Source organism: Streptomyces sp. NPDC045026 (assembly GCF_056432625.1).
In genome coordinates this window covers 179,638-206,234 of sequence record NZ_JBWKIS010000009.1, presented here as the reverse complement: position 1 = coordinate 206,234, position 26,597 = coordinate 179,638, and the positions used below count along the sequence as shown (strand labels likewise).

General features: G+C 70.5%; 20 protein-coding genes. 10 read left to right on the top strand and 10 right to left on the bottom strand.

Annotated features, from left to right (window positions below; genetic code table 11):
- Positions 1-140: 140 nt before the first annotated feature.
- Both AC07EJ_RS21490 and AC07EJ_RS21485 read right to left on the bottom strand, forming a co-directional pair.
- Positions 141-536 carry a nitroreductase/quinone reductase family protein gene (locus tag AC07EJ_RS21490; protein WP_389482432.1) on the bottom strand — a complete coding sequence of 132 codons (396 nt, stop codon included), beginning with the start codon at positions 534-536 and terminating at the stop codon, positions 141-143.
- 147 nt (positions 537-683) lie between these two features.
- Positions 684-1,373 carry an MFS transporter gene (locus AC07EJ_RS21485; RefSeq protein ID WP_478884728.1) on the bottom strand — a complete coding sequence of 230 codons (690 nt, stop codon included), beginning with the start codon at positions 1,371-1,373 and terminating at the stop codon, positions 684-686.
- 172 nt (positions 1,374-1,545) lie between these two features.
- Here AC07EJ_RS21485 and AC07EJ_RS21480 point away from each other — a divergent pair, with 172 nt between their 5' ends.
- The 7 genes from AC07EJ_RS21480 to AC07EJ_RS21450 all read left to right on the top strand — a co-directional run bounded on the left by AC07EJ_RS21480 (position 1,546) and on the right by AC07EJ_RS21450 (position 10,344).
- Positions 1,546-2,454, top strand: coding sequence for a TIGR03619 family F420-dependent LLM class oxidoreductase (locus AC07EJ_RS21480; RefSeq protein ID WP_478884727.1), 909 nt, complete (start codon positions 1,546-1,548; stop codon positions 2,452-2,454).
- Positions 2,455-2,611: 157 nt separating this feature from the next.
- Entirely contained in the window at positions 2,612-3,634 is a 1,023-nt protein-coding gene (locus AC07EJ_RS21475; RefSeq protein WP_393581796.1) for a LacI family DNA-binding transcriptional regulator, read from the top strand.
- A 150-nt stretch (positions 3,635-3,784) separates the two neighbouring features.
- On the top strand, positions 3,785-5,197 hold the full coding sequence (locus AC07EJ_RS21470; RefSeq protein ID WP_478884726.1) for an extracellular solute-binding protein: 1,413 nt from the start codon (positions 3,785-3,787) through the stop codon (positions 5,195-5,197).
- 31 nt (positions 5,198-5,228) lie between these two features.
- Complete coding sequence (locus AC07EJ_RS21465; protein WP_478884725.1) at positions 5,229-6,176, top strand: carbohydrate ABC transporter permease; 948 nt, start codon at positions 5,229-5,231, stop codon at positions 6,174-6,176.
- Between the two features lie 32 nt (positions 6,177-6,208).
- Entirely contained in the window at positions 6,209-7,084 is an 876-nt protein-coding gene (locus AC07EJ_RS21460; RefSeq protein ID WP_389482617.1) for a carbohydrate ABC transporter permease, read from the top strand.
- A gap of 77 nt (positions 7,085-7,161) precedes the next feature.
- Positions 7,162-8,763 carry a glycoside hydrolase family 13 protein gene (locus AC07EJ_RS21455; protein ID WP_389482444.1) on the top strand — a complete coding sequence of 534 codons (1,602 nt, stop codon included), beginning with the start codon at positions 7,162-7,164 and terminating at the stop codon, positions 8,761-8,763.
- A gap of 150 nt (positions 8,764-8,913) precedes the next feature.
- On the top strand, positions 8,914-10,344 hold the full coding sequence (locus tag AC07EJ_RS21450) for a PP2C family protein-serine/threonine phosphatase (RefSeq protein WP_389482446.1): 1,431 nt from the start codon (positions 8,914-8,916) through the stop codon (positions 10,342-10,344).
- A 94-nt stretch (positions 10,345-10,438) separates the two neighbouring features.
- Here AC07EJ_RS21450 and AC07EJ_RS21445 read toward each other — a convergent pair whose 3' ends face one another.
- Positions 10,439-11,938, bottom strand: coding sequence for a DNA-binding protein NsdB (locus tag AC07EJ_RS21445; RefSeq protein WP_389482448.1), 1,500 nt, complete (start codon positions 11,936-11,938; stop codon positions 10,439-10,441).
- A gap of 232 nt (positions 11,939-12,170) precedes the next feature.
- On the opposite strand from AC07EJ_RS21445, the gene AC07EJ_RS21440 reads away from it, so the two are divergent.
- Positions 12,171-13,349 (top strand): aminoglycoside phosphotransferase family protein, encoded by a 1,179-nt coding sequence (locus tag AC07EJ_RS21440; protein WP_389482451.1) that lies wholly within the window; start codon positions 12,171-12,173, stop codon positions 13,347-13,349.
- 73 nt (positions 13,350-13,422) lie between these two features.
- On the opposite strand, the gene AC07EJ_RS21435 is transcribed toward AC07EJ_RS21440, so the two are convergent.
- From AC07EJ_RS21435 to AC07EJ_RS21410, 6 genes are all read right to left on the bottom strand, one after another.
- Positions 13,423-16,551 carry a ThuA domain-containing protein gene (locus AC07EJ_RS21435; protein ID WP_478884724.1) on the bottom strand — a complete coding sequence of 1,043 codons (3,129 nt, stop codon included), beginning with the start codon at positions 16,549-16,551 and terminating at the stop codon, positions 13,423-13,425.
- A 68-nt stretch (positions 16,552-16,619) separates the two neighbouring features.
- Positions 16,620-17,495 carry a sugar phosphate isomerase/epimerase family protein gene (locus AC07EJ_RS21430; RefSeq protein ID WP_478884723.1) on the bottom strand — a complete coding sequence of 292 codons (876 nt, stop codon included), beginning with the start codon at positions 17,493-17,495 and terminating at the stop codon, positions 16,620-16,622.
- Positions 17,492-18,691: a substrate-binding domain-containing protein gene (locus tag AC07EJ_RS21425; RefSeq protein ID WP_478884722.1), complete on the bottom strand. Its 1,200-nt coding sequence runs from the start codon at positions 18,689-18,691 to the stop codon at positions 17,492-17,494. Before AC07EJ_RS21425 ends, AC07EJ_RS21430 begins: the two co-directional genes overlap by 4 nt.
- A complete protein-coding gene (locus tag AC07EJ_RS21420; protein ID WP_389482459.1) occupies positions 18,688-19,698 on the bottom strand; it encodes an ABC transporter permease in 1,011 nt (336 codons plus the stop codon). The genes AC07EJ_RS21425 and AC07EJ_RS21420 overlap by 4 nt, the downstream gene beginning before the upstream one ends.
- Complete coding sequence (locus AC07EJ_RS21415; RefSeq protein WP_478884721.1) at positions 19,695-20,696, bottom strand: ABC transporter permease; 1,002 nt, start codon at positions 20,694-20,696, stop codon at positions 19,695-19,697. Before AC07EJ_RS21415 ends, AC07EJ_RS21420 begins: the two co-directional genes overlap by 4 nt.
- Positions 20,693-22,207 (bottom strand): sugar ABC transporter ATP-binding protein, encoded by a 1,515-nt coding sequence (locus AC07EJ_RS21410; protein ID WP_478884765.1) that lies wholly within the window; start codon positions 22,205-22,207, stop codon positions 20,693-20,695. Before AC07EJ_RS21410 ends, AC07EJ_RS21415 begins: the two co-directional genes overlap by 4 nt.
- A gap of 202 nt (positions 22,208-22,409) precedes the next feature.
- Here AC07EJ_RS21410 and AC07EJ_RS21405 point away from each other — a divergent pair, with 202 nt between their 5' ends.
- Positions 22,410-23,624, top strand: coding sequence for an ROK family protein (locus AC07EJ_RS21405; RefSeq protein WP_478884720.1), 1,215 nt, complete (start codon positions 22,410-22,412; stop codon positions 23,622-23,624).
- Between the two features lie 323 nt (positions 23,625-23,947).
- Positions 23,948-25,933, top strand: coding sequence for an N-acetylmuramoyl-L-alanine amidase (locus AC07EJ_RS21400; RefSeq protein ID WP_389482467.1), 1,986 nt, complete (start codon positions 23,948-23,950; stop codon positions 25,931-25,933).
- Positions 25,934-26,001: 68 nt separating this feature from the next.
- On the opposite strand, the gene AC07EJ_RS21395 is transcribed toward AC07EJ_RS21400, so the two are convergent.
- Positions 26,002-26,502 carry a hypothetical protein gene (locus tag AC07EJ_RS21395; protein WP_389482469.1) on the bottom strand — a complete coding sequence of 167 codons (501 nt, stop codon included), beginning with the start codon at positions 26,500-26,502 and terminating at the stop codon, positions 26,002-26,004.
- Positions 26,503-26,597 lie beyond the last annotated feature (95 nt).

Sequence of the window (26,597 nt, the reverse complement as noted above, 5' to 3'; positions counted from 1 at the left end):
ATTGTCACCGAATCCGTCCAACCGGATTCCGCCGCCCCGAGGTCGTCAACTTCCTGCTCGCACGAACCAGTTCACGCATCCGCACCGAGGGCCGCCGCCCTCGCCGCGCTGCATGGGCGCCCGTGCGCGCACGGCGCGCCTCAGTCGGTGAGGTCGGCCCGCAGCGTCAGCAGGTTCGTGCCAAGGGCGCGCACGGCGGCGCTGTTGTACCGCGGCAGGCGCTTCAGTCGCGCGCGGGCGTCGTCGTCCGGGAGGAGGTGCGCCGTACCGGTGTGCCAGCGCCCCTTGATCCGTACGCGGATCCTGGGGTCGGCCTGGATGTTGCGCACGTACTGCGACTTGTCGCCGTACTCGGACACCCACCAGAACTCGCTCCCGACCAGGCGGCCGCCGACCGGGGTCCGCCGGGGCAGCCCGGACGTGCGGCCGGTGGTCTCCAGCAGGATCTGGCCGGGGAGCCGAGAGAGGAACGGATTCCCGATGCGTCGCTGGAACGACGTCACGGCCCTGAACTTGAACTCGCGATACCGCGACATGTACGTCCCTCCGCCGGCGCTGTGACTACCCGGCGCACTCTAGGCTCTTTCGTTTGGATCAGGCCGGATCAGGGACCAGCCCCCGCGAGCCCGGCATGATCCAGACTAGAGGCCCAAGGTGACCCGGCGGACAAGGTGCGGACAAGGTCAGGCAGGCGCCTTCCCCGGTGCCGCGGCGGGCGCCGTACGGGCCAGGGCCAGGGCCGCCGCCACCGCGAACACCCCGACGGCCGCGGCGGTCAGCCAGCCGTGACGGAACGCCGTGAGGGCGCCTTCCGCCGTACGGGGCTCGCCGATGAGACCGACCATCACGGCCACTCCGAGGACAGAGCCCGTCTGCCGGGCCATGGTCGTGACCGCTGATCCGGTGGCGAACCGGCCCGGTGGCAGCGCCGTGGCAGCCGCACCCACGAGGGTCGGCAGGGCGAACCCGACGCCGACGCCGGTGACGAGCATGCCGGGCAGGAACGCGGCCGCGTAGTGCGGCGCCGCGCCCAGCGCGAGGGCCCACCACACGAGACCGCCCGCGAAGAGGAGGCAGCCGGTCGCGGCCGTGCGGCCGGCACCCAGGCGTCGCACGACGGGCCCGGACGCGACGGCGAGCACGGGGACGACCAGCGGGCCCGGCGCGATGGCCAGTCCGGTCCGGATCGCGGAGTAGCCCCACACCTGCTGGCACCACAGGACGGAGGTGAGCAGCATCGCGGCGAACGCGACCGTGAACAGGAGTGCGGCGAGCGTGGCGAACGCGAAGGCGGGAATGCGCAGGAGCGGCAGTTCGACGATGGGTACCGGATGCCGGGCCGAGCGCAGCCAGAACGCCGCCGCGAGGATCACGACAGCGGCCAGCGAGCCGAGCCCGCGCCCCGACGCGCGCCGTCGCCGCGCCGCACCGGACGCCCCACCGAAACGTCCTTCTCGCTCACCCCGAGCCCACCCCCGGTTCGACAAGCCCGCTTCGGCAACCCCGGTTCGACAAGCCCACCCATGATCATCAAGACTGCGGATCATGCGATTCGGCGTGAACCTTCTCAACTTCGGCCCCGGCACGACCCCGCGAACCCTCGAGCGCCAGGCGACGGACGCCCGCGCGCTGGGGTTCACGTTCGCGATGATCTCCGACCACATAGCCGTCACCCCTGACGTGCACGAGGTGTATCCCGCCCCGTTCTACGACCAGTTCGTCCTGGCCGCGCATCTGGCGGGGCGGGTCCCGGGGCTTCAGCTCGGCACCACCATCACCGTCATCCCGTACCGGCATCCGCTTCAGACGGCGCGGCTCGCGGCCAACATCGACCAGCTCAACGACGCCGGGTTCATCCTCGGCGCGGGCGTGGGCTGGTCGGCCGCCGAGTACCGCGCGCTGGGCGTCCCGTTCGAGGAGCGCGGCGCCATCACCGACGAGTACCTGGCCGCGATCCGCGCCGCCTGGGCGCAGGACCCGTGCGGCTTCGAGGGGCGCTACGTCTCGTACGAGGGGATCCGGACGGCCCCCGCGCCGGCCGCCGCTCAGCTGCCGGTCTGGGTCGGCGGCGACTCCCCCGCCGCACTGCGCAGGGCCGCGCGACTCGGCGAGGGGTGGCATCCCTTCATGCCGACCCTTGAGGGCCTGCGCGCGAAGCTGCCGGTCGTGGCGGCCGAGGCCGAGAAGGCCGGGCGGCCCGTGCCGGAGCTCGTGCCGCGGCTGCAGATCGCGCTCGGGGCACGGCCCGACACCGAGGACCGCCCGCTCGGCCACGGCAGCGTCGACCAGATCCGCGCCGACCTGCACGCGCTGGCCGAACTCGGCACCACGCACGTGCTGTTCGACACCTACCCGGGCGACCCGACCGCGCGCGCCACGGCCGACGAGGACCGCCGCGTCCTGGAACTCCTCGTGGAGAAGGTGGTCGATCCGGCCACGGGCGACGTCCGCTGACGTCAGGACCCACAGCCGTCCGAACATCCTCTGGACGGATGGACCCCGGGCCCAGGGCGCCTGTCAGCACCTCTCAGAACCCGCGCACCGCGCCCTGGGCATCCGTTCACCGAACTTACGCAAGCAGACTGCAAGCCTTGCGCTAATCTTGCGTTCCATGACACGGAGACTTGCTCAGGTGGCACAAAAGGTCGGCGTCAGCGAGGCGACGGTCAGCCGGGTGCTCAACAACAAGCCCGGCGTCTCGGAGGCCACCCGGCAGGCCGTGCTCACGGCCCTGGACGTCCTGGGCTACGAGCGGCCGACCCAGCTGCGCGGCGAGCGCGCGCGCCTGGTCGGGCTCGTCCTGCCGGAGCTGCAGAACCCGATCTTTCCCGCGTTCGCGGACGTGATCGGCGGCGCGCTCGCCCAGCAGGGCCTCACCCCCGTCCTGTGCACCCAGACCAATGGCGGCGTCTCCGAGGCGGACTACGTGGAACTGCTGCTCCAGCAGCAGGTGTCCGGGGTGGTCTTCGCGGGCGGCCTGTTCGCCCAGGCGGACGCCCGGCACGAGCACTACCGGCTGCTCTCGGAACGCAAGGTCCCGGTGGTCCTCGTGAACGCCGCGATCGAGGACCTCGGATTCCCCTGCGTCGCGTGCGACGATGCCGTCGCCGTCGAGCAGGCCTGGCGGCATCTGTCCTCGCTGGGCCATGAACGTATCGGGCTCGTGCTCGGCCCGGACGACCACATGCCGTCGATGCGCAAACTCGCCGCCGCGCGGAGCGTGGCGCGGGCGGCCGGCGGGACGCTGCCCGAAGACGCGGTCGAGCGGGCCATGTTCTCCCTGGAGGGCGGCCAGGCGGCGGCGGCGCGCCTCATGCGTCGCGGCGTCACGGGCATCATCTGCGCGAGCGACCCGCTGGCTCTCGGCGCGGTGCGGGCCGCTCGACGCGAGGGCCTGCGCGTGCCGGACGACATCTCGGTGGTCGGGTACGACGACTCCGCCTTCATGAATTGCACGGAGCCGCCCCTGACCACGATGCGCCAGCCGATCGAGGCGATGGGCCGGGCCGCGGTCGAGCTGCTCGTCACGCAGATCCAGGGCGGCTCGGTGACACCCGGTGAGCTGCTGTTCGAGCCCGAGCTGGTGGTGCGCGGCTCCACGGCGCAGGCGCCGCCCCGCACAACCGTGGCATAGTCAATTTTTTGCGGAGTCTGCACGACATCTTGCGGGCACCTGTTCGCGGTGGTTGAGTATGCCGCGCCCCGGCTACGCGGTAGCCGTAGGCCTTCCTGCGGTTGTCGTCAGCCGTGGGCCCTCCATGCTCATGCCCGAAGGGGACCACCGATGAGAAGCTCCTGGTTCCGCCCTACCCGCCGCACCTCCGCGGCCACGGTCGCCGCCGTGCTCACCCTGACCTCCCTCGCCGCCTGCGGCACCAGCAGCAGTGACGACAACAGCGGGTCGGGCGGCGGCTCGAAGGCCGACGTATCGGCTCCCCTGGATCCGAAGACCAAGGTCACGCTCACCATCGACTGCATGCCGCCGGCGGCGAAGGCGGCCGAGCTCAAGGAGTGGAAGCAGGACGTCAAGGAGTTCAACAAGAAGTACCCGAACGTCACGATCAGCGGGAAGTCGACGCCGGGCCAGTGCGAGGAGCCCGCCCGCTTCACCGCCCAGCTCAAGGCGAAGTCCCAACCCGACGTCTTCTACACGTACTTCACCGATGTCCAGCAGGTGCTCGACAACAACGGCGCCGAGGACATCACCGCCTACGTGACCCCCAAGACCGTGCCGGCCCTGAACTCCATCGACGCGAACGTCCTCGGAGTCCTGAAGAAGGACGGCAAGCTCTACGGCCTGCCCACCAGCAACTACACGATGGGCCTGCTGATCAACCGCAAGCTCTTCGAGCGGGCCGGGCTCGACCCGGACAAGCCGCCGACGAACTGGGAAGAGGTCCGCACCGCCGCCAAGAAGATCGCCGGCCTCGGAAACGGCATCTCGGGCTACGGCGAGTACAGCGCGGAGAACACCGGCGGCTGGCACTTCACCGCCGCGATGTACGGCCTCGGCGCCGACGTCGTCTCCGCGGACGGCAAGAAGGCCGCGTTCAACGACGCCACCGGCAAGCAGGTCGCCCAGCAGCTGCACGACATGCGCTGGAAGGACGACAGCATGGGCAAGACGCAGCTGCTGAAGTGGGGTGACCTCCAGAAGCAGATCGCCTCCGACAAGCTCGGCATGTTCCTCGCCGCGCCCGACGACATCACGTACATGGTCCAGCAACTGGGCGCCGACTACGAGAACTTCGGGATGGGACCGATCCCCGGAGGCAAGACCACGCTCTTCGGCGGCAACGACTACATGATCAAGAAAGGCTCGTCGCCCGACAAGGTCAAGGCGGCCATCGCCTGGCTGAACTTCAAGAACCTCACCCCGGGCAAGGGCCAGTTCCAGTGGGACCGCACCAAGGCGGACAAGCTGCCCGTGGGCCTGCCGCAGCCGAACTTCTTCACCGGTGACACCAAGGCCAAGGACCTCGCGTCCCGCACGCAGAACGCGACGATGCCCGTCGAGAACTTCAAGCCGTTCCTGGCCAACACTGTGCCCGGCAAGGCGGAGCCGCCGAAGGCGCAGGAGGTCTACAAGGTCCTCGACAACGTGATGTCGGGCGTCCTCACCAACCGCAACGCCGACATCGACAAGCTGCTCGCCACCGCGGAGCAGCAGGTCAACCAGGTGCTGGCCAACCAGTAGCCCACCGGCACCTGCACCCCGAGGAGCGACCATGTCGGCCCCCACGCTGCCCACGAGCCCCCTGGCGACCGCCCCTGCGGCGCATCAACTCCCGGCACAACACGGCGCGTTGGCGCCATTGGTGAAGCGCAATCTCTCCGCCCACGGCTTCCTGATCGGCGCGGTGCTCTGCTTCTCCTTCTTCTCCTGGTATCCGATGGTCAGGGAGTTCCTCCTCGCCTTCCAGAAGAACAAGGACGGCCGGACCACCTGGGCCGGCTGGTCCAACCTCTCCTACGTCTTCAACGACCCGGCCTTCTGGCAGGCCTGGCGCAACACCCTCCTGTTCACAGGGCTCGCGCTCGTGCTGGGGTTCGCGGTGCCGTTCCTCGTGGCGGTCCTGCTCAACGAATTCCGGCACGGCCAGGGCTACTTGAGGATGCTCGTCTACTTGCCGGTGATGCTTCCGCCGGTCGCCTCGGTCCTGCTGTTCAAATACTTCTACGACCCCGGCTACGGCCTGTTCAACCGGATCCTCGGCATCTTCGGGATACCTGACCAGCAGTGGCTGCAGTCCACGAGTACGGCGATGATCTCCGTGGTCATCGCGGCGACCTGGATGAACATGGGCGGCGCGACCCTGATCTATCTCGCCGCGCTCCAGGGCATCCCCGGCGAACTGTACGAGGCGGCGGAGCTGGACGGCGCCGGACTGTGGCGCAAGATCTGGCATGTGACGATCCCTCAGACGAGGCTGATCCTCTCGCTGATGTTCCTCATGCAGATCATCGCCACGATGCAGGTCTTCACCGAGCCGTTCCTGCTCACCAACGGCGCGGGCCCCGAGGGCTCGACCATGACCGTCGTCTACCTCATCTACCAGTACGCCTTCAACTTCAACAACTACGGCGGCGCGGCGGCGCTCGGCCTCGTTCTGCTCGTCCTGCTCGCCGGGTTCTCGGCAGTGTACGTACGCCTCAGCCGCACCCAAGAAGACTGACCGGCACGGGAGTTCACATGGCTACCGACACGATGCGCCCCCGGACCCTGATCTCGCCGGCCCAGCTCGGCAGGCGGCGCGGCAAGGTCATCTACTGGGTCGTCTTCGCCCTGGCGATGGTTCTCTTCACGCTGGTCTTCCTGGGGCCGATGTACTGGATGGTCAGCGGCGGCCTCAAGACCACGCAGGAATTCGTCAAGAGCCCGCCGACGCTCGTACCCACCAGCGTGCACCCGGGCAACTACGGGGACGCGTGGCGGGTGATGGATCTGGCGAAGCTGCTCGGCAACACGCTGTACTACGCGTTCGGCGCTCTCGCCTTCCAGCTCGTCCTCGACGTCGCCGCGGCCTACTCGCTGTCCAAGCTGCGTCCCCTGTTCGGCAAGGCCATCCTCGGCATGATGCTGGCGACGCTGATGATCCCGGCCACGGTCCTGGTCGTGCCGCAGTACCTGACGGTCCTCGACGTGCCGATATTCGAGCGCAATCTGCTCAACAGCCCCTGGGTGATCTGGCTGCCGTCCGTCACCAACGCCTTCAACATCTTCCTGCTCAAGCGGTTCTTCGACTCGATCCCGCAGGAGCTGCTGGACGCGGCGTCCATCGACGGGGCGTCCGCGCTGCGGACCCTGCGGTCCGTGGTGCTGCCCATCTCGCGGCCCATCCTGGGCGTCGTCTCCATCTTCGCGGTCGTCGGCGTGTGGAAGGACTTCCTCTGGCCGATGCTGACGCTGCCCGACCCCGGCAAGCAGACCCTGAACGTCGGCATCTACTCGCTGGCCAGCGGCGTTCCCGAGAACTGGCTGATCGCCGCCCTCACCATCGCTTCGCTACCGACCCTGATCCTCTTCCTGTTGTTCCAGCGCAACATCATGAGCGGTCTCACCGCGGGCGGCCTCAAGGGCTGACGCCCGCCGCCCCTCCCCGTACGCCGCCTCCGTGACGGCGCGCCCCGGCACGCCCTCCTGCCCGAAAGGACCTCTACGTGGCAGCCCCCCATACCCCAGACACCGGCGACTGGTGGCGTTCCGCCGCCATCTACCAGGTGTACGTACGCAGCTTCGCCGACGGCGACGGAGACGGGACGGGCGATCTCGCGGGGGTCAGAGCCCGGCTGGGCCACCTGGCCCGCCTGGGGATCGACGCGATCTGGTTCACTCCCTGGTACCGCTCCCCGATGGCGGACGGCGGCTACGACGTGGCCGACTACCGGTCGATCGACCCGTCGTTCGGCACGCTCGCCGAGGCGGAGAAGCTCATCGAGGAGGCGCGGGACCTCGGCATCCGCGTCATCGTGGACGTCGTGCCCAACCACGTCTCCGACCGGCACGCCTGGTTCACGGCGGCGCTCGCTGCGGGCCCCGGCAGCCCCGAGCGCGAGCTGTTCCACTTCCGGCCCGGCCGGGGCGCGCACGGCGAACTGCCGCCCAACAACTGGCCGTCCCAGTTCTCCGGCGAGACGTGGACCCGCGTCCCCGACGGCGAGTGGTACCTGCATCTGTTCACCCCCGAGCAGCCCGATCTCAACTGGGCGCACCCCGCGGTGCGTCACGAGCACGAGGAGGTGCTGCGGTTCTGGTTCCAGCGGGGCGCGTCGGGCGTACGCGTCGACTCGGCGGCGCTGCTCGCCAAGGACCCGACGCTCGCCGATGCCGCGGCGGACGACACGAGCGGCTATGTGGACCGCGACGAACTGCACGCGGTCTACCGCTCCTGGCGGGCCGTCGCCGACGAGTACGACGGCGTGCTGATCGGTGAGCTGTGGGTCCCCGACCCCGAGCGCTTCTCCCGCTATCTGCGCCCCGACGAGCTGCACACGGCCTTCAACTTCGACTTCCTGTCCCGCCCGTGGGACGCGTCGGAACTGCGTGAGTCCATCGACATGACGCTGGCCCACCACGCTCCGGTGGGGGCTCCCGCGACCTGGGTCCTGTGCAACCACGACGTGACGCGGACGGTGACCCGCTACGGCCGGACGGACACGACGTTCGCGTTCGCTTCGAAGCGCTACGGCACGCCCACGGACCTGGCGCTCGGCACCCGCAGGGCGCGCGCGGCGGCGCTGCTGTCGCTGGCCCTGCCGGGCGCCGTCTACCTCTACCAGGGGGAGGAGCTGGGCCTGCCCGAGGCGGAGGTCCCGCCCGGCCGCATCGAGGACCCGATGCATTTCCGCTCCGGCGGTACCGACCCGGGCCGCGACGGCTGCCGGGTGCCCCTGCCCTGGACGCAGGACGGACCCTCGTACGGCTTCGGGTCAGCCGGGGAGCCCTGGCTGCCGCAGCCGGCGGGCTGGGGGACGTACGCCGCCGAGCGGCAGGGCGCCGACCCGGATTCAATGCTCTCGCTCTACCGCGAGGCGCTGCGCCTGCGCCGTACGGAGCCGGGCTTCGGGGACGGGCCGATGCGCTGGCTCCCAAGTCCCTCTGGTGTGCTGGCTCTTGCCCGGGGCGACGGCCTGGTCTGCGTCGTCAACTTCGCCGATCCGGCCGCTCCGCTCCCGCCCCGTGCCCGTCTCCTGCTGGCCAGTGGTCCCTTGGACGACGAGGGGCGGCTCCCACAGGACACGGCGGTGTGGCTCCGCGTCTGAACCGCACGCCCGGGAGGACTCAGGTATATGCCAGAAGCATCACCGCGTCGGGTGTTGCCAAACCTCTTACGGGGCCTGTCAGGCTGTGCGACAGTCATTACCGGTCCTTCCGTCAGTCTTGGTCGTGCCGCGCCTGTATCGGAGTACGTCATGCCTCCCCATGTCTTCGCGGACCGCCCCGCCGCCCAGCCGCCCGAGCACGATTCGGTCGACGCGCTGATCACGCAGACGCGTCGGCTGCTCGGTGACGTCGACGCCGTGCGCCGCGAGGCCGTCTCGGACGACGGGGACCCCGAGCGACGCTGGCAGCGCGCCCTCTACGAGCTGGCCGTGCACCAACTCAGCGACCTCGACAAGCACTTGGCGCAGCTGCGCGACGGTCCGCCGCGGCCGACCGCGGAGTCCCTGATCCCGGAGGCACTCGGATCCGCGCCGGCCGAGCCGCACAGCGGTTCCCTGCTCAGTCGCGTGGGCAGTGCGGAATGGAATCTCCTGACCGACGAGGCGAGCTGGTCCGGGGAGCTGTTCCAGATCCTCGGCCGCAGCCCCGGCGCACCGCCGCTGACCCTCGACGAACTGCCGTCCGTCGTGCACACCGATGACCAGGCCATGCTCACCAGGATGGTGACGGACTGCCTCATCGAGGGGAAGCCGATCGACGGCGAGTTCCGCATCGTGCGCCCCGACGGCACCGCCCGCACGGTACACATGATGGGCGAGCCCATGCTCGACGCCGACGGCTCCACCGCCTCGATGTGGGCGGTCCTGCGCGACGTCAGCGAGCTGCGCCGCACCCAGCGGACCGTACGCGAGACCCATGACTCGCTCCAGCGCCGGCGGCACGTCGAGCAGACGGAACACCGGCTCGCGGCCGAGCTCCAAGAGGCCGTGCTGCCGCCGTGGCGTGGCTCCCTGCGGTTCTCCCAGGGGGCTCCGCACGACCTCGATCTCGCGGCCCGCCATCTGCCGTCGTCCACGGGCGAGCTCGCCGGCGGCGACTGGTACGACGCCCTCGAACTGCCCGACGGACAGACCCTGCTGAGCGTGGGCGGCCTGACCGGACACGGCGTGGCCGTGACCTCCGGCATGGCGATGCTCCTCGGCGCCCTGCGCGGCATGGCCGTCACGGGGACCCGTCCCGGTGAGCTGATGGGCTGGCTCAACCAGCTCGCCGACACCTCCGTGCAGCCGTCCCTGGGCAGCGCGCTCTGCTGTCGCTACGACCCCCGGTCGCGCGCGCTGACCTGGGCGCAGGCGGGACACCCCGCCCCGCTGCTGTTCCGCGACGGGGTGGGGCGCGCGCTGACGCCGCCGGAGGGCGTGCTGCTCGGAGCGACCACGGGTGCCACCTACGGGCAGGCCGAGGAGTCGCTCCGCGCCGGCGATCTGCTGCTGCTGCACACCGACGGCCTGGTCCCCCACCACAGCGGCGCCGCGGCGGCGAACAGGCTCCTCGATCTCGCGCCACGACTCGCCGAGGCCGCCACCGCACAGGACTGCGTGCGGACGGTCTTCGAGGAGTTCGCCGCGTACGAGCGCGCGGACGAGGCCTGTGTGCTGGTCGCCAGGATCGGCTCCTGACGCAGACAGCTCATGTGTCGTAGTCGGGTACTTGTTGAGGTCCGGTACGTGTTGAGGTCGGGCACTTGTCGAAGTCGGGCCGCGTGCCCCGGGGTCAGGCCTGGGCGCGCTTGCCTCCCGTGGGCTTTCCGGGGGTCTTCGGCAGCGCGAGCTTGATCTCCTCACGCAGGTCCACGATCTTCGGGTAGCTCGCGTACTGCCCGGTGAGCCGGTACATCTCGCGGAGCCGGTCCCAGGTGCGATGGGACGAGTTGGCCCCCATCGACACCAGTGCCAGACGCGCGTACCGGTCGGCCTGCTCCGGGTCGTCGGCGATGAACAGCGCCGATGCGAGCGAGATGTAGTCGAAGATCTGCGACCGCTGCCGCCCGTTCGCCCGCAGTTCGAGGGCTTCCTTGGCGTGGCGCTGCGCGGTGCTCGCCGCGGCCGGTTCGTGGTCGGCGAGGGTGCGGTACGCCAGGGCCTGCATCCCGTGCAGATCCGCCTCGTCGAACATCTGCATCCAGCTGGGCGGCGGGACGTCGCCCTTGTCGGAGACGAAGAGGTCCTCCGCGTGGCCGAGGGTGCGCCGCATGGCCTGGCCCTTGCCCATCGACGCCTGTGCCCAGGCCTCGATGGTGTAGAGCATGGCCCGGGTCCGCGGCAGGGTCTCGTCGCCGGATCCGGACTTGGCGAGCTTCATGAGGTCGAGGGCGTCGTCGGGCCGGCCGAGGTGCACCATCTGACGGGCCGCCCTGGACAGGGCCTCCCCGGCGCGCGGCCGGTCGCCGCCCTCCCGCGCCGCGTGCGCGGCGATGACGAAATACTTCTGGGCCGTGGGTTCGAGGCCGACGTCGTGCGACATCCAGCCCGCGAGGACGGCCAGGTTGGCGGCGACGCCCCACAGGCGCCGCTGGAGATGGTCGGGATGCCGGTAGCTGAGCATGCCGCCCACTTCGTTGAGCTGGCCCACCACCGCCTTGCGTTGGAGACCGCCACCGCGGGCCGCGTCCCAGGCCCGGAACACCTCGACGGAGCGCTCCAGTTCCTCGATCTCCTGCGACCCGATGGGGGCGGCCTCATAGCGGTCGAACCCGGCGGGGTCGGCGTGCAGGGGGTCTTCGAAACGTGGGGCGTCGGCCGCGAGGGCCGGATCGGTGTGCAGCCAGTCATGCATGGCGCCGCTGAGTACAGATCCTGTGGCAAGCGCGGCACCCGCGCCCACCAAGCCGCGTCGGTTGAGCATGAGGTCCATTCCCGTGAATTCGGTGAGGACCGCAGCTGTCCGCTCGGGCGCCCATGGCATTCCGTCGGGGTGTTGCACAGCCCCGTCGTCACGCCGTTTCCCCGTGCGCCCGTGCCGGACCAGACCGAGGTCCTCGATGGTCACGACACGGCCGAGTCGCTCGGTGAACAGCGCCGCCAGCACCCGGGGCACCGGATCGCGCGGGATCTCTCCCATGTCGATCCAACGCCGCACCCGTGAGGTGTCGGTCGACAGCTGTGGGTGGCCCATGGCCGCCGCCTGCCGGTTGACCAGCCTCGCGAGCTCCCCCTTGGACCAGCCGGCGAGGCCGAACAGGTCGTTCAGGCGGGTGTTGGGTTGTCCGTTCACGTCAAGCCCCCAGGTTCTCGGCTGAGTTGACAGTAACCCTCTGTCAGTTGCTGAGCGACTATTCGCCAGGGTTCGCCAGGGTGCGCCAGATGGTGTGCCAGTGGGCACCGGGTGTCAGGTAGGAATGCGCCACCCCGACCCGGTTGCCGCGGCTCACTCCCCAGGGTGCACCACGGTTCCCGGGGCGGGTGGCGCAGGCAACTCGCAGGCACACGAAGGGATCTGTTCGCCCATGTACGCAGCATCGTCCTCCGTGTCCGCTCCGCCCCGGCCGCTCTACGCCCGGCCCCCGGCTCGCGGCAACGGCCGCGCAGGGGAGGCCCCGGCGGCCGGCAGCGGCCCGTATCTCGACCCCACGCGACCTGCGGCCGCAGCGCTCGGCTCCGGTCGGACAAGGCGCGCCCCGGGGGTCGGCACTCAACCGCTCAGCGGGAGACTCGACTTGTCCGGCCCCCAAGGCGCGCAGCTGCGCACGGCGATCGCCTCGGTGCACCGGATCTGCCCGGAGTTCAATCCGGTGCAGGTGCTGCGCCGCAGTGGACGGTCCGTGCTGCTCGTCGGCACCACAGGGCGCAGCACCGCCGTCGCCAAGTGTTTAGTGGACCACTCCCCGATCTGGGCCGAGCGGATCCGCCATGAGATAGCGGCATACCGCTCGTTCGTCCGGCACCGGCCACCGGTCCGGGTGCCGCGGTTGATCGCCGCGGACCCCGACAACTGCACGCTGGTGATCGAGCGGATGCCCGGCCGGGTCGCTGCCCTGCAGCGGCACCCGGCCGAGGCACCGCCGCGGGCGGACGTGCGGGCCGCGCTCAGCGCGATCTGCCGGCTCAACCTCTGGCGTCCGCCGGCCGGCACGTTCAACGCGCCGCTCGACTACGCGGACCGGATCTCCCGCTACCACGACCTCGGACTGCTCACCGACCGGGACATGGGCGATCTGCAGAAGCTGCTGCACGGCATCGCGCACTCGTCGGGCCGCCAGGGCATGGGCCAGTTCTGTCACGGGGACGCGCTGCTGTCGAACATCCTGCTGTCCCCGGCGGGCCCGGTGCTCGTGGACTGGGAACACGCGGGCTGGTACCTGCCGGGGTACGACCTGGCGACGCTGTGGTCGGTGCTCGGTGACGCTCCGGTGGCGCGGCGCCAGATCAGCCAGCTCGCCCAGTCCGGCGGTCCCGCGGCGCGGGACGCGTTCCTGGTGAACCTGATGCTCGTACTGACGCGGGAGATCCGGACGTACGAGACGGCCGTGCAGCGCTCGATGCACGACACGACCCCGGCGGCATCGGGCTCGGCCCCACACGGTGCTGCGCCGTCCGGCGAGGAACAGCGGCTGCTGCTGAGGCGGCTGCACGACGACTGCCAGCTGGCCCGCCGGGCCGTGCGTGCGGCGGTCGGCACTCGCTGAGGGGACAGGGATCCGCGGTGCGCCAGGACAGCGGCGCACCGCGGATCCTCGTGTGCTCCAGTTCTCTATGGGGCTACGGGCTGCTGAACTGCACGGCGTCCACGTCGAACGAGTTGTCCTGCGGGGACTTGAACACGAGGTACAGCTTGTGCGTTCCGGTCAGCGCGTCGACCGGGACGGCGGGTGTGGCCTGGTAGGTGTCCCAGTCGCCGGTGTTCGGGACGGGTGTGGTGGACATGAGTTTGCCGTCGGGGGCGTCCGCGCGCAGCTCGATGGAGCCGACGCCGTACGGTGACGACAGTTTGTAGCTCACCTGTCCGATGCCCTCGACGCTCATCGGGTCGAACGCGACCCAGTCGCCGTCGCTGACATCACCGATGCGCTTGCCGTTCTCGGCGCCCTCCTGCGCGACGACGCGCGTGCCGGACTGGCCGTCGTAGTATTCGGCCTGCTTGTGCTTGGGCTGGAGCACGGACCGGCCGTAGCCGGTCAGGGCGCTGACGCCGTCGCCTCCCTTGTCGGTGTACTTGGCGTTGAGTACGTAGGTGAGGTCCGCACCCTCGGGGTGGCCGCCCAGGTCACCGGTGTCGACGGTGCCTTCGCAGCCGGGGATGTCCGTGGTGGGGTGCTCGTGGTCGTCGTGGCCGAGGGCCGGGTTGACGGTGACCTTGGAGCAGTCGACCGTGCCGTCCTCCGGGTCGATGACGGTGACCTTGTACGGGATCTTGTCGCCGAAGTCGATGAGCTTGCCGTCGACGGGGAACTCAATCTTCACTTTGGGCGCGGTGTTGCCCGCGGTGACGGGGACGTTGGCGTAGCCGGCCTTGCCGGTGGAGTCGGTGACCTTCAGCTGGGCGTTGAAGTCACCCTTCGCCGTGTAGGTGTGGCTCGGGCTCGCCTCGGTGGAGTCGTAGGTGCCGTCGCCGTCGAAGTCCCAGGCGTAGGTGAGCGCGTCACCGTCGGGGTCCTTGCTTCCCTCGCTGGAGAAGGAGACCTCCAGCGGGGTGGGGCCGTTGGTGACGGAGGCCTTCGCCTCGGCGATCGGTACGCGCTGTCCCTGCGCGTAGTCGATCCGGTAGAGCCCGGAGTCGTTGTTTCCGCCGCCGAACTCGCTGCCCCATTCGAGGACGTAGAGCGAGCCGTCGGGTCCGAAGGTCATGTCCATCGGCTTGGCGAACTTCGCGGTGTCCAGGAAGTCGTTGATCTTGAGGAGTTTGCCGTCCTGGTCGAAGCGGATCTCCTTGACCTGGTCACGGGCCCACTCGTAGAAGAAGCTCGCGCCCTCGAAGTAGGCGGGGAACTTGGTCTTCGACGGGTTCTTGGCGTCGTAGTGGTAGACGGGCCCGCTCATGGGCGCGGAGCCGCCTTCGCCCATCTCCGGGAACTCCTTGGACTTCCCGTAGCCGTACCAGATCACCGGCTGCTGCACGGGCGGCAGGTCGGTGAGGCCCGTGTTGTTCGGCGAGGGGTTGACCGGCTTGTCGCAGTCGAACTTGGCGCCGACCTCCTTGGTGTCCGGGTTGTAGGGGGCGTACGGCTGGTTGTTGCCGTGGCAGAAGGGCCAGCCGTAGTTGCCGGGCTTCTTGATGACGTTGTACTCGACGAGGCCCTCGGGGCCGCGGTCGGTCGTCGGGCCGCCGCGGTCGGGGCCGTAGTCGGAGACGTGGACGGCGCCGTTCTTGGGGTCGACGTTGAAGCGGAACGGGTTGCGGAAGCCCATCGCGTAGATCTCGGGGCGGGTCTTGGCGGTGCCCTTCGCGAAGAGGTTGCCCTTGGGGATGGTGTAGCCGCCCGCATCGGTGGGCTTGATGCGCAGGATCTTGCCGCGCAGGTCGTTCGTGTTGCCGGCGGTGCGGGCGGCGTCCAGCATCTGTTTGCCGGGGCGCCAGTCGATCGGCGCGTAGCCCTGCCAGTCGGGGTCGAGGTTGGGCGGGGTGTCGTCGCCGACGCCGAGGTAGAGGGTGCGGTTCGGGCCGAACTCGACGGCGCCGCCGGTGTGTCCGGGCTCGGGGAAGCTGCGGTCGCGGTAGGCGGGGACGTCGAGGAGCTTCTTCTCACTGCCCAGGTCAAGGGTGTTGTCGGATTTGACCGTGAAGCGGGAGAGCCGGTTGACGTCGTCCTTGGCGTCCTTCGGCGCGTAGTACAGATAGATCCAGTGGTTGTCCTTGAACGACGGGTCGAGCTCCATGCCCACCAGGCCGTCCTCGCCGCCGGTGTAGACGTCGAGCTTGCCCGCGGTCGCGGTGGCGTGGGTGGCCGGGTCGTAGACCTTCACCTCGCCGCTGCGCTGGACGTAGAAGACCTTGCCGTCCTTGGCGACGTCGAGCTCCATCGGGTCGGCGGTGTTGTCGTCGAGGGCGGTCTTCTCGTAGCCGGACCAGACGGTGCCGCCGCAGTCGCCGGGCTTGTCGCCCGCGGCCCACTGGATGCCGCCGAGCACGTGGGAGCGGAAGGCGGGTTCGCTGTAGGAGGCGGTGTCGTGGCCCATGGCGGTGGCCCAGACCTTGCCGCCCTCGGCGTTGCGGCACCAGGAGATGGGGTGGTCGGCGCCCATCGCTGAGCCGCCCGGGTCGTACGTGGTCTCGTCGGCGGTCACGAGGACGTGCACGTCGCCGCGCGGGTCCTTGTCGAAGTTGTACCACTCCTCGGGGCGCTCCCAGCGCTCGGGAAGTCCCTTGGTGGAGGGGTGCACGCGGTCGGCGACCTTGGCCGTGCCCTTGAGCACGCCGGGTGAGTGGGCGGGCATGTGGGCGCCGCCGTTGATGGTCTCGTCCCACCAGGGGAACTGTTCCTCGACGCCCATGTCGAGGGTGTTGTGGATGGCGACGACGCCCTTGCCGCCGCGGACGTACTTCTGCAGGGCTTCGCGCTGGCCGTCGGTGTCCCAGACCATGCCGGAGTTCTGCAGCATGATGATGACGTCGAAGTCCTTGAGCTTCGCGTCGTCGAAGACGGTCGAGTCGTCGGTCTGGACGACCTCGAAGTTGTTCGCGGCGGCCTGCTCCTCGACCATCTTGATGCCGTCCGGGATGGAGCCGTGGACGTAGCCGACGGCCTTGGTGAAGAGCAGGGCGCGGAAGGCGGGGGCCTTCTGCGCGGCCGTGGCGCCGGTCGGCAGGAAGCCGACGGCGAGCAGCAGTGCGGTCAGTAACACGAGGGCAGCTCTTCGCATGCCTCTGATGTCACGAGCATGACATCCCATCAGGTGGTCCTTTCCGTGGAAACAGTGGACGGACTTGCGGGGTGCCGGAATTCGGGGAAGTCAGAGGTTCAGCGGGTTCGGCCGGTCGCGGCGCGCAGGAAGCGCAGGCCCTCCGTGGCCAGCGCGTCCTGGCTGTCGGCGAGCGGGCGCCACACGGAGGCCGCGACGGCGATCGCGTCGTTGTGCGCGGTGAACGACTCGATGCACAGCGGGCCTTGGTAGCCCGCCTCGCGCAGCGCGTCCAGGAATCCGCTCCAGTCCAGGTGGTCGGCCCCGGGCGTGCCACGGTCGTTCGCGCAGACCTGGACGTGCACGATGCGGTCCCCGGCCGCGCGGACGGCGGCGGGCAGGGAGTGTTCCTCGATGTTCTGGTGGTACGTGTCGAGCGCGACGCCGATCCCGTCGTGCGGGAGCCCTTCGAGGGCGTCCAGGGTCTGGGCGACAGTGTTGAGCAGACTGGTCTCGTAGCGGTTGAGGGGTTCCACCGCGAGACGCACTCCGGCCGCGCGGGCGTGCTCGACCAGGGGGGCGAGGTGTGTGCGCAGCTCGTCGTACGCGGCCCCGCGCGCGGCACTGTCCATGCGCCAGGTCCTGCCCACGGACGCGTACATGGGGCCTGCGACCACCGGTGCCCCGATCGCCTGGGCGGCGTCCACGCAGTGACGCACGTAGTCCTGGGTGGCGCGCACCGTGGCGGGATCCGAGTCGACCAGGTCGCGGCCGTGCGGCATGACGGCGATCACGGCGGCGGGCGCGAGACCGGTCGCGTCGAGGAGCTTCGCCGCGTCGCCGGGGTCCCAGTCGGCCGCGCTCTCCATGGGCAGTTCCACGCAGTCGAACCCCCAGGCGGCGAGCCGGGGCAGCGTGTCGGTGAGAGCGCGGCCGGTGACCGGCGAGTGCCAGATCCAGGGGTTGGCGCCCAACTCCCAGGCGGGGAAGGTCACTTCCAGTCCTTCGGGTAACCGGGCAGGTCCTGGCAGCCGCACATGGCGTAGTGCAGTGGCGGCATGCCCTCCTGGAGGTATTCGTCGAGGTTGTCCTGGGTGACGGTGGGCTGCGGCAGCTTCCACTCCTTGGGAACCCGCTTCCCGCCGAGCACGCGCAGGGCGGCGATGACCGGCGTACGCCACTGGAAAGTGGGGTACGTGGGCGCGATCGCGGTGAGCTTCTTGTCCTTCCACGCCTGGAGGAAGTCCTGCTGGTCCTCGCCGGTGATGGGCGGGACGTCCACGCCGGCGTCCTCGAACGCCTCGACGGCGGCCAGCGAGGTGGCGCCCGAGTCCATCCACACCCCGTCGACCGAGCCGTGGCGCGAGATCGCGTCCGCGACGATCGACTTCGTCTTGGCAGGGTCGCCGTCGGTGAACTTGACGTCGACGACGTCGAGTTGACTCTTGTCGAAGGCGAGCTTCGCGGCGGACCAGCGGGTCTCCAGGACGTCGACGCCGGGTGAGATGCGCAGCGCGAGGATCTTGCCCTTGGGCTTGACCTTGTCGACGAGGAAGTCCGCCGCGACGGCTCCGTAGCCGTAGCCGCCGATGGGGTTGATGAACGTGACGGCGCAGTCCGTCTCCACGCCCCGGTCGAAGACGATGACGGGCAGCTTGCCGCAGGCCTCCTTCACGGCCGGGGTGAGGGTGGCGGTGGTGTTCGGGGACACGATCAGGGCGTCGCAGCTCTTGTTCCCGGCGAGTTCCTGGATGTCGGAGATCTGCTTGTCGTCCTTGCCCTGGGCGTCGAGGACGGTGAAGTCGGTGATCTCCTTGTGGAGTTTCGCCTCGGCCTTCATGTCCTTGAGGCCGACCTGGCGCCACGGGTTGAAGACGCCGGCGTTGGAGAAGCAGAGGTGGGTGCCGCCGGAGCCCTTCTTCTTGTACTGTGCCGTGTCGGTCATCTCGGGTTCGAGCATCTGCTCCCAGGGCTTGTCGGCGGGCCCCTCGGGCGTGACCTCGGCGAGAGCCAACTGCTTGTCGTATTCGGCCTGTTGGAAGAACTTCGACGGCTTCTCGGCACCTCCCTTCGCGGCGCTCTTTGATGCCGCGCCCGCCGCGGAGTCGGCCGGCATGTCGCTGGAGCACGAGGTGAGCAGGGCCGCTGCCGCCAGGGCGGCGGCGACGGCGAGTGGACGTCTGCGGGTCATGAGGGGGTCCCTCCCGAGGGGTGAGTACGACGGCGGCGCAGGCGGGAGAAGTCGGCGGCTCCGAGACCTACCGCGGCGATGACGATGACGCCTTGGACCGTGGATTCGAGGGCGCCCGAGACGCCCTGCAGATTGAGCAGCGTGAACAGGGCCTGGAGCGAGAAGGCGCCGGCCATCGCGGCGACGACGCTGCCGCGGCCCCCGCCGAGTGCCACGCCGCCGAGCACGACGGCGGTGATGGCCTCGAACTCATAGCCGCGGCCCGCCTGCGCGGACACTCCGGAGAATCCGCCGACCAGTACGGCGGCGAGCGCGGCGGCGACGCCCGACAGGACGAACGCGATGATGCGGGCCCGGTGGACACGGACGCCCGCGAGGGCGGCGGTGCGCTCGCTGTCGCCGGTCGCGATCAGCGTACGGCCGAAGTCCGAGCGCATGAGGAACACTGCGGCGGCGCCCGCGACGAGGCAGGCGAGGACCGCCCAGGGCAGCCAGCCGCCCGCCGTGCCGCGGCCGAGCCGGCGGAACTCCTCCGGGAGCGATCCGTGCGGGGAGCCGCCGGTCCAGAAGAAGACGGCGCCTTCGAGGATCAGCATCATGCCGAGCGTGGTGATGAACGACGGCACGCGCAGTTTCGTCGTGATCAGCCCGCTGACGAGGCCGGTCAGCGCTCCGGCGAGGAGCAGCCCGCCGGTCACCACGATCCAGGAGGCGCCCGGGTACGAGCCGTAGAGTTCCGCCGCGACGACGACACCGGCGGTGACGACGGCCCCCACGGAGAGGTCGAACTCCCCGCAGACGATGACCAGATACTGGCCCGCCGCGAGGATGACGAGCGGTGCGGCGCGTTTGACGAAGGCGAGGAAGCGGTCGGGTTCGTAGAAGCCGGGGTCGGTGGCGGCGAGGGCCACGAGGAGTACGGCGAGGAGTACGTAGACGGGGGCGCCGGTCCCCAGGGTGCGGGTAACTCGCCGGTGTGGGCTGACTGTTGGGTTCGCCGTGGTCATGCGGTCCTCCCTGTGCCGCGCCGGGCGTACAGGGCTACGGCGGCGATGATGACGACGCCGCGTACGACGTTCTTGAAGAACGGGTCGACGCCCAGCTGGTTGAACACGGAGTCGAGCACGGCGAGGACCAGGACGCCGCCGAGCGTGCCCGCCACTCCCCCTCGGCCGCCCGCGAGCGCGGTGCCGCCGAGGACGACGGCGGCGATCGACTCGAGGTCGTAGCGGGCCTCGGTGCCGGCCCAGGGGGCGCCCGCGCCGAGCCTCGCGGCGAGGAAGAGTGCGGCGGCTCCCACGCACAGCGAGCACAGGACGTGGGCGGCGACGACGGTGCGCCGGGTGCGGACGCCGGAGAGGCGGGCCGCGTGCTCGTCGCCCCCGGTCGCGTACAGGTGGTGGCCGAAGCGGGTGCGGCGGGTGACGAGCCACAGGGCGGCGGCGACCGCGGCGAGCAGGAACAGGGAGACGGGGACGGGCCCGACGCGGTCGTAGCCGAGGTGCTGGAAGGAGGCGGGGACTTTGCCGGCGGGGCCCGTGTAGTTGTCCTCGATCCAGCCGCGCAGGATGAACGCGGTGCCGAGCGTCGCGATGAACGCGTTGACCTTGAGGCCGGTGACGACGAGGCCGTTGGCGAGGCCGACGGCCGCGGAGAGCGCGAGCACGGCGAGGACGGCCGTGAGGACGCCGCCGTTCTCCATCGTGGTGGCGGCGACGAGGGTGCCGAGGCTGATGAGGTACGCCACGGAGAGGTCGAGGGAGCCGGTGAGGATGACGGCGGTCTGCCCGACGGCGACGAGTCCGAGTGCCACGCAGTTCTGGAGGATGCCGACGACGTTGGCGAGGGTCAGGAAGTCCCCGCCGCGCGCGGCCACCACGATCCACCCGGCGGCGGTGACGGCCGCGGCGGCCAGCCAGACACCGACGGCGGGGTCGGTCAGGCGGGCCCTGCGCGGCGGGGCGGACTTCGCGACGGTAGGCGGGGCGAGGGCGGTCCCGGTCATGCGCTTCCTTCCGCGGGGGCGGGCGGGTGGTCTGCCGGAGCGCCGCTGGTGGCCAGGCGCATGATGTCCTCCTCGCTCGCTCCGGCCGGGAGTTCGCCGGCGAGGCGGCCCTCGGCCATGACGAGGACGCGGTCGCTCATGCCGATGAGCTCGGGCAGCTCGGAGGACACGATGAGGACGGCGAGGCCCTCGCGGGCGAGGTCGCGGACGAGGGTGTGGATGGCGGCCTTGGCGCCGACGTCGACGCCCCGGGTCGGCTCGTCGAAGAGCAGGATCTGCGGGCGGGCGGCGAGCCACTTGGCGATGACGACCTTCTGCTGGTTGCCGCCGGAGAGGAACTGCGCCTGCTGGTCCTCGCCGCGCGCCTGCAGCCGGACGCGCTCCAGGAGGGCGGTGAGGTCGCGGGCCGCGGGCGGGCGGCCGCGCGCGGGGACGGCCCGGGTGACGAGGAGCGCGTTGTCGCGCACGGACTGGCGCAGGGCGAGTCCTTCGGCCTTGCGGTCCTCGGTGACCAGGGCGATCCCGGCGCGGATGGCCTGGCGCGGGCTCGTGGGGCGCAGATCGCGCCCGCCCACGGTCATGGCGCCGGTGGTGAAGGGCGCGGCCCCGAACAGGGCGCGGGCCAGGGACGTACGTCCTGATCCCTGGAGGCCCGCGATGCCGGTGACCTCTCCCGAGCGCAGCGTCAGGTCGATGTCGCGCAGGCGTGCGTTGCCTGCGCCGCGCACGGTCAGCCGGACGTCGCCCGCCTCGCCGGGGCGGGCGCGCGGCGGGTAGTAGGCGCTGAGCTCCCGGCCGACCATGGCGCGGACGACCTGGTCGGTGTCGGTGTCCTCGGTGCGTACGGTCGTGACGTGCCGGCCGTCCTTGAGGACGGTGATGCGCTGAGAGAGGTCGAAGACCTCGCGCAGGCGGTGCGAGATGTACAGGATGCCGAGGCCGCGAGCAGCCAACCGTCGTACAAGTGCCTGGAGTTGGGCCGCCTCGTGGTCGGCGAGGGGGGCGGTCGGCTCGTCCATGACGAGGACGCGGGCGGGCGCGTCGTCGGAGGTGAGGGCCTTGACGATCTCGACGGTCTGCTGGCGCGCGACCGGCAGATCGCGGACGTAGGTGCGCGGGGTGATGCCAGACTCGCCTAATTCGGCGAGGAGTTCGGCGGTGCGCGCCTCCATCGTGCGGCGGTCGACGAGGCCGCGCCGGGTCGGCTCGCGGCCGAGGAACACGTTCTCGGCGACGGTGCGGTGGGGCAGGAGCGCGAACTCCTGGTGGATGATGCCGATTCCGGCGGCCTGGGCCTGCGCGGGGTGGGTGAAGGACTGCTCGGCGCCGTCCAGGGTGATGGTGCCCTCGTCGGGGACGTGCTCGCCCGCGAGAACCTTCATCAGGGTGGACTTTCCCGCGCCGTTCTCCCCGACGAGTGCGTGCACCTCGCCCGCGGCGAGATCGAGGGAGACCCCGTGCAGCACCCGTACACCGAGAAAGCTCTTGGACACGCCGTGCATCGCCAACATCGTCTGTGTCGCCTGCATCGTTCAGCCTCTCCGGCCTCTTCGGCAGTCTTCCGCAGCGGTCTGCATTGCAATGTGCTGACCCTTCTTTGACCTGTCAAGGGCCCAACCCTGGTCTGTACAAAGGAAATTGACAGGTACTTAGGTCGATCGGCGAACAGCATCGGGCTTGTGAGCAGCGGAACTCGTCCCTATCGTGACTGCCATGTCTGGAGCGCCGGATCACCTGAATTCCGCGCCGCCGTCGTCGCCCGGCGAGGTCCTCGCCCTGCTGCGTACGGGGGCCGCCGCGACCCGCGCGGACATCGCGCGGGTCACCGGCCTCGCGCGGTCGACCGTGTCGCAGCGCGTCGACGCGCTGATCGCGCACGGCTTCCTCATCGAGGCCGGAGCGGAGGCCGGGGACTCGACGGGCGGCCGGCCCCCGCGACGTCTCCATCTGCGCACCCGCGAGCACGTGGTGGCAGGGGTCGACCTGGGCGCCTCGCACTGCCGGGTCGCGCTGCTCGACATCGGCGGGGATCAACTCACCCTGCGCGAGGACCAGTTGTCGATCGCCGACGGCCCGTCAGCGATTCTCGGCCACGTCGAGCGGACGCTCCACGCGCTTCTCGACGAGGCGGGCCTAGCCCCGGCCTCGCTTCAGTCGATCGGTGTGGGCGTGCCGGGCCCCGTCGAGTTCACCACCGGCCGGCCCGTGGATCCGCCCATCATGCCCGGCTGGCACCAGTATCCGATCCCGGAGTTCTTCGCCGACCGGTTCGGTGTGCGGGCCCTCGTGGACAACGACGTGAACGTGATGGCGCTGGCCGAGCAGCGCCGGGCGTTTCCGGACACCCGCTATCTCCTCTACATCAAGGTCGGTACGGGCATCGGCTGCGGCATCGTCGCGGACGGCCGGCTGCACCGGGGCGCACAGGGCAGCGCGGGCGACATCGGGCACATCCGGGTGGGTGACAGCCGGCAGGAGGCGGCACCGTGCCGGTGCGGGAACTCGGGGTGCCTGGAGGCGGTGGCGGGCGGCGCGGCGCTGGCCCGCGAGCTGGCGGACCTGGGCCTGGACGCCGCGTCGAGCCGCGACGTCGTGCGCCTGGTGAAGTCCGGCAACCGTGACGCCGTACGGATGGTGCGCGAGGCGGGGCGTGCGGTCGGCGAGGTACTCGCGGGCCTGGTGAACTTCTTCAACCCGGACACGGTGGTGGTCGGCGGCGCGCTGGCCGCCGTCCACGACCAACTCCTCGCGGGCGTGCGGGAGGCCGTGTACCGCCGCTCCCATCCGCTGGCCACCCATGTGCTGCGCATCGAGCCGAGCCGCACCGGAGCGAACGCGGCCGTGGTCGGCGCGGCCATCCTGGCGATCGAGCACGCCCTCTCGCCCGAGCAGGTGGACCGGGTCCTCGGGGGCGCGTCGCTGCGCTAGGCCCTGGCCATGCCGAAGCGGCCCGGGGAACACCCGCGCGGCCGATCCGCCGATCAGGTGGAGTAGGCGGATGAGTTCGGGTCGCCCTCCCGTATACCGAGACGGCGGCCCCACTCTTTGCGAGCGGTCATTGGTCCACTCCACTGACGCGCCGCAGGCGGTGAGCCCTCCTTGGCGAAAGCCCGCCGAACGGGCGCTGACATGGGAAATCCCTTGCCCTGAGCATGATTGACGGATCGTCGGCAAGCCGATACGACTGACCCACGATCGCCCCCGCACACCGTCGAGCTCATCTGTCCCAGGACCGTTCCCAGGAGGCCGCTTTGCCCTCGACCACCAGCGACCGCTCTCCGGCCGCCCGCAGACGCACGAACCAGGCGGCCCGGGCGGCGGGGACGCTCGCGACGGCGGCCCTGCTGCTCCCCCTCCTCGGCGCCGCCCCACCGAGCGAGGCCCAGGGGGCGTCGGACGCGGGGCTCCAGCACGCGTTCGCGAGCGCGGCGGCCGAGTACCGGGTGCCCCAGAGCGTCCTGCTCGGCGTCTCCTACCTCCAGTCCCGGTGGGACGCGCACGGCGGTGCGCCCAGTGTCACCGGCGGCTACGGCCCCATGCACCTCACGGACGCCCGCGCCGCGCTCGCCGGTGTGGCCGCGCACAGCGAGGCCGAGGGCGATCCGCGCGGCGACTCGTCACGGCGGGCACTCACCCCGAAGACGAAGGTGCCGCAGAACTCCCAACTCCCGGCCCGCCTCAAGTCGTTGACGCGCGCCGCCAAAATCAGCGGCATCCCCGCCGAGGAGCTGCGCTCCGACCCCGCGGCCAATGTGCGCGGCGGCGCCGCGCTGCTCGCCGCGGCGCAGAAGGCCCTCGGCAAGTCCCTCAGCTCCGACCCGTCCGACTGGTACGGCGCGATCGCGAAGTTCTCCGGCGCCGACGACACCGCCACGGCGGCGACGTACGCGAACGACGTGTTCGCCGTGATCCACGACGGTGAGCGGCGCACGACGGATACCGGGCAGCGCGTGGAACTCGCGGCGGACCCCAGCCTGAAGCCCGACGCGGCGCAGGTGCAGCGCATGGGGCTGCGCAAGTCCGACGAGAGCGGTACGGAGTGCCCGCCGACGGTGTCGTGCGAGTGGATCCCGGCGCCCTACGAGGAGTTCGGGGACGGCGACTACGGCAACCACGACCTCGCCGACCGGCCGAACGACCAGAGCATCGACTACATCGTCATCCACGACACCGAGGGGTCGTGGGACACGACTCTGAAACTGGTCCAGGACAAGACGTACCTGGCCTGGCACTACACCCTGCGGTCCACGGACGGGCACATCGCCCAGCACGTGAAGGCCAAGGACGTCGGCTGGCACGCGGGCAACTGGTACGTCAACGCCAAGTCCGTGGGTCTGGAACACGAGGGTTTCCTCGCCGAGCCGGACTCCTGGTACACGGAGGAGATGTACCGGGCGTCGTCGCGCCTGGTGAAGTACCTGGCGAAGAAGTACGACATCCCGCTGGACCGGCAGCACATCCTCGGCCATGACAACGTGCCCGGCACGACCCCGGCCGGTATCCCGGCGATGCACACGGACCCCGGTCCGTACTGGGACTGGGCGCACTACTTCGCGTTGATGGGCAAGCCGTTCAAGGCGACCGCGGGCACGAAGGGCGGGCTCGTCACCGTGGCCCCCGACTTCGCGAAGAACAAGCCCGTGTACACCGGCTGTGTCAAGGCGGGCGAGGCCTGCGCGGCGCACGGTTCCGGCGCCGTACGGGTCCACACCGCGCCCAGCGAAACCGCGCCGCTGATCAAGGACATCGGGCTGCGCCCCGGCGGCGACGACTCCACGATCGACGTGAACGACATGGGCGCGCGTCTGTCGACCGGCCAGCAGTACGCGGTCGCGGAGCGCAAGGGCGACTGGACGGCGGTCTGGTACCTCGGCCAGAAGGCCTGGTTCAAGAACCCGAAGAAGCAGCCCACGGCCGTGAACGCGACGGGCCTGGTCATCGCCCCGAAGGCCGGCCGCACCGACGTCCCGGTGTACGGGCGCGCCTACCCCGAGAAGGAGGCGTACCCGGCGGACATCACCCCGCAGGCGATCACCCCGCTGCCGTACAAGCTCCTCGCGGGACAGCGGTACGTGATCGGTGGCAGGACGACGGGTGAGTATTTCTACTCGCCGACGTTCGACACGACGTCGCACCGGGTGGTGCGCGGCAAGGACGTCTACTACGAGATCCAGTTCGGTCACCGGGTGGCGTACGTGAGGGCCGCCGACGTGCAGGTGCTGCCGTCGGGCGTCTGAGGGCCCATGACTCGGCCGGGTCCGGATCTGCCGTGGGGGCGGATCCGGGCCCGGCCGGTTTTCGTGGCTCAGGCCTGCTGGAACAGCTCGGGGGGCAGCGGCTTCAGGAGGGCGTAGAGGTCGTCCGTGATGGGCCGGTCCCAGGCGGCGATCGTCACGAGGACGTTGTCGCTGCGGTCGAACTGCACGCAGGAGATACGGCCCTCGGAGAGCTTGAGGCGGCGCACGATGAGGAGGTTGTCGCCCTGCATCACCGGGACGTCCTCGGTGTCGACGACGGTGACCTCCTCGTCGTTCTCCAGCGCGAGGAGGAGCTGGGCCACCTCGAAGGGGATCTCGCCCTCGGTGACCTCGCGGGCCGACGATCCCTCGGGAAGGTTCCCGATGATCATCGCGGGGCCGCGGCCGCCGAACAGGTCGTAGCGCAGGAAGACGCCCTGGCAGCTGCCGTCGGGGGCGGGCAGCAGGCCCGCGCCGAGATTGCCCGGCCAGTCGCCCGGGTCCATGGCGAGGACATCGAAGTCAGGACCCGCGGGTGTGGCGGAGCTGCGTCGGCGGAGGAAGGACATGCCGCAATGGTACGTGCACCGGGGCACTCCGCGGCGCGGGGGCCGCGGCCCCGACGCGGTCCTGACCGGACCGGCGCGGGCGGATCCGGGGGCGT

Excerpts from the sequence above, each read along its gene's own strand:
- AC07EJ_RS21460 (WP_389482617.1), top strand. The coding sequence starts at position 6,209 with ATGCGCCCCCGGACCCTGATCTCGCCGGCCCAGCTCGGCAGGCGGCGC.
- AC07EJ_RS21480 (WP_478884727.1), top strand. The coding sequence starts at position 1,546 with ATGCGATTCGGCGTGAACCTTCTCAACTTCGGCCCCGGCACGACCCCG.
- AC07EJ_RS21395 (WP_389482469.1), bottom strand. The coding sequence starts at position 26,502 with ATGTCCTTCCTCCGCCGACGCAGCTCCGCCACACCCGCGGGTCCTGAC.
- AC07EJ_RS21450 (WP_389482446.1), top strand. The coding sequence starts at position 8,914 with ATGCCTCCCCATGTCTTCGCGGACCGCCCCGCCGCCCAGCCGCCCGAG.
- AC07EJ_RS21440 (WP_389482451.1), top strand. The coding sequence starts at position 12,171 with ATGTACGCAGCATCGTCCTCCGTGTCCGCTCCGCCCCGGCCGCTCTAC.
- AC07EJ_RS21470 (WP_478884726.1), top strand. The coding sequence starts at position 3,785 with ATGAGAAGCTCCTGGTTCCGCCCTACCCGCCGCACCTCCGCGGCCACG.
- AC07EJ_RS21490 (WP_389482432.1), bottom strand. The coding sequence starts at position 536 with ATGTCGCGGTATCGCGAGTTCAAGTTCAGGGCCGTGACGTCGTTCCAG.
- AC07EJ_RS21475 (WP_393581796.1), top strand. The coding sequence starts at position 2,612 with ATGACACGGAGACTTGCTCAGGTGGCACAAAAGGTCGGCGTCAGCGAG.
- AC07EJ_RS21435 (WP_478884724.1), bottom strand. The coding sequence starts at position 16,551 with ATGGGATGTCATGCTCGTGACATCAGAGGCATGCGAAGAGCTGCCCTC.
- AC07EJ_RS21410 (WP_478884765.1), bottom strand. The coding sequence starts at position 22,207 with ATGTTGGCGATGCACGGCGTGTCCAAGAGCTTTCTCGGTGTACGGGTG.
- AC07EJ_RS21425 (WP_478884722.1), bottom strand. The coding sequence starts at position 18,691 with ATGACCCGCAGACGTCCACTCGCCGTCGCCGCCGCCCTGGCGGCAGCG.
- AC07EJ_RS21420 (WP_389482459.1), bottom strand. The coding sequence starts at position 19,698 with ATGACCACGGCGAACCCAACAGTCAGCCCACACCGGCGAGTTACCCGC.
- AC07EJ_RS21415 (WP_478884721.1), bottom strand. The coding sequence starts at position 20,696 with ATGACCGGGACCGCCCTCGCCCCGCCTACCGTCGCGAAGTCCGCCCCG.
- AC07EJ_RS21465 (WP_478884725.1), top strand. The coding sequence starts at position 5,229 with ATGTCGGCCCCCACGCTGCCCACGAGCCCCCTGGCGACCGCCCCTGCG.
- AC07EJ_RS21405 (WP_478884720.1), top strand. The coding sequence starts at position 22,410 with ATGTCTGGAGCGCCGGATCACCTGAATTCCGCGCCGCCGTCGTCGCCC.